The sequence below is a fragment of the Parasphingorhabdus sp. genome (assembly GCF_049667325.1).
Taxonomy (GTDB): domain Bacteria; phylum Pseudomonadota; class Alphaproteobacteria; order Sphingomonadales; family Sphingomonadaceae; genus Parasphingorhabdus.
Map to the genome: position 1 here is coordinate 1 of NZ_JBATHY010000324.1, position 2,583 is coordinate 2,583.

General features: G+C 56.9%; 3 protein-coding genes. All 3 read right to left on the bottom strand.

All coding sequences use genetic code 11. From position 1 onward, the window contains the following. Window positions 1–443: type III pantothenate kinase (locus WBM93_RS14060; RefSeq protein WP_424432491.1), on the bottom strand; the 443-nt coding region annotated here is incomplete at its 3' end. A gap of 15 nt (window positions 444–458) precedes the next feature. Further along, window positions 459–1,250 carry a biotin--[acetyl-CoA-carboxylase] ligase gene (locus WBM93_RS14065; RefSeq protein ID WP_424432493.1) on the bottom strand — a complete coding sequence of 264 codons (792 nt, stop codon included), beginning with the start codon at window positions 1,248–1,250 and terminating at the stop codon, window positions 459–461. Next, on the bottom strand, window positions 1,169–2,583 hold a 1,415-nt coding region (nuoN, locus tag WBM93_RS14070), incomplete at its 5' end, for an NADH-quinone oxidoreductase subunit NuoN (protein ID WP_424432492.1). The genes nuoN and WBM93_RS14065, both read right to left, overlap by 82 nt.

Genomic DNA, 2,583 nt, shown 5'->3' on the forward strand with positions numbered 1-2,583 from the left:
CCCTTATAGGCGCCTTCATAGTCGGCGACGTCGAATGTGGTGGCGGTACCGAAGTCGATGATTACGATATCCTGCTTATATTTCTGATGCGCCGCGATGACATTGAGCACGCGGTCGGCGCCGACGGTATCGGGCTGCTCTACATCCAAAGCGACGCCCCATTCCGCTGCACCACGGCCGGCAACCAGCGGAGTCACACCGAAATATTTCTCGGAGAGGACCGTCAGATTGTGAAGCGCGCGCGGTACCACGGTTCCGATAATCACCGCGTCGACAGCGCCAAGCTCCAGGCCTTCCAGCTCGAGCAACTGCCGGAGCCAGACGACATATTCATCTGCGGTGCGGCGAGCATCGGTTGCGATCCGCCAGCGCGCGCGAATGTCGTCACCGTCAAAGAGGGCGAACACAACATTGGTATTTCCGGCGTCTATGGCCAATAGCATGAACGACTCTTCTTTCTATCCGATGGAAATATCACCGGCGCGTATTTCGATAAGCGTTCCGTCGGCTTTTCTCAAGCGCAGCGCGCCATCCGCTGTGAGTCCGGCATATTCGCCGGTGGTTCTCTCGTCACGTTCATCGCTGGTCGTGATGATACTACCGACCGGATGGGCCAGTTTCTGCCATTCCTTCAGAATATGCGGAGAACCCTGATCACGCCAGATCCTAACAAGATCGGAAAAAGTAACGGTTAGGCGATCCAGAAAACCGGCGGCGTCTATTTTCGCCCCCTCGGCTGCCAGACTGGTCAATAATCTGCCTTCGACTTCCGGCGTGACAGCGATATTCACGCCGATGCCGACCACCACCTGATTTTTCACCCGCTCGAGCAAAATGCCGCAGATCTTGGCCTGAGAGACCAAAATATCATTGGGCCATTTGAGTATCATCTCGGTGCCGGGGAGATAGGAGCGGATCACCGCATAGACCGCCAGCCCTGCGACAAAAGACAAGGACGACGGCGCCGGGTCACCGGGGCGGATATCCACGACTGTACTGCAATAGAGATTACCCTTGGGGCTCTCCCATTTGCGGCCCAGACGTCCGATACCGCCAGATTGAGTCTCTGCCCGCAACCAATAACCTTCGGCGGCACTGCCCTGCCCGGCCAGCGCCTTCAGGTCCGCATTGGTCGATGCGGTTTGCTTGACGGTCTCTATGCGGATAGTCAGAAAAGCGACGCCGCGGCAGCCGTTGTGATCGGCGCCATGAACGGTATCGCCAGATAGCCCAACGGCGATACGAACAATGCCAGAACCGCGATCAGCCCGTTTTCGGTCTTGTGACCGGTCGCGACAATCTCGCCGGAAGGATCATCAAAATAGATGATCTTGACGATCTTGATATAATAGAAAGCACCAATCACCGAAGCGGCAATACCAATTACCGCGAGGGGCAACATGCCCGCAGCGACGGCGGCATCAAATACCAGAAACTTGCCCCAGAAACCGAACAAAGGCGGGATACCGGCGAGCGAGAACATGAAGACCGCAAAAGCCGCAGCAAGACCCGGACGGGTTTGCGACAGGCCAGCGAGGCTGGACAGGCTTTCGAGAGGCTTGCCGTCCTTGTCCCGCATCTCGAGCACGCAGATAAAGCTGCCCAATGTCATTGCGACATAGACGGTGAGATAGAACATCATCGCCGAGATGCCCTGCGCGGTGCCGGTGGCGAGACCGATGAGCAGGAAGCCGACATTGTTGATCGAGCTATAGGCAAGCAGTCGCTTGATATTCTGCTGTCCGATCGCGGCAACCGCACCGAGAATGATCGAGGCCAGCGCGACAAACACGATAATCTGTTGCCAGGCCGATGTCTGACCGCCGAAGGCGTCGATGATTACCCGCGTCGTCAGGGCGATGGCCGCCACTTTCGGGGCGCTGGCGAAAAATGCACTGACCGGAGTCGGCGCGCCTTCGTAAACATCCGGCGTCCACATATGGAAAGGCACGGCGCTGATCTTGAATGCCAGACCTGACAGGACGAGGACCAGACCGATCAGCGGACCGGTAGAAAGATCGCCGGTCAGCGCTTCAGCAATCACCGCGAAACTGGTCGAACCCGCGAAACCGTAAACCAGAGAGATACCAAACAGCAGCATGCCGCTGGCCAGCGCTCCGAGGACGAAATATTTCAAGCCGGCTTCCGAAGAGCGTATGTCCGTGCGGATGAAGCTGGCCAGAACATAGGCGGACAGGCTGTTCAGTTCCAGACCGATATAAAGCGTCATCATGTCGGTTGCCGAGACCATCATCCCCATGCCGATGCAGGCAAACAGGATCAGGATCGGATATTCCGCGCGATATTTGCCGCCGCCCTGGAAGAAGCGCGGCGCAATCATCAGCGAAATTATCGCCGCGATATAGATCAGAAATTTCGCAGAACTGCCAAAGGCATCCATGCGATATTGATCGCTGAAGGCCGAGGCGCCGTCCTTGAATTCAGGCAAATGCGCGAGCACCATCAACAGGATCGACGCGCCAAACAACGCGGTTGCTGACAATATCGTTACCAGGCGAGCCGATTTGTCACCACCCCATGCGGCAACCATCAAAAGGATCAGGCTCGAGACCGAGAGAAAAA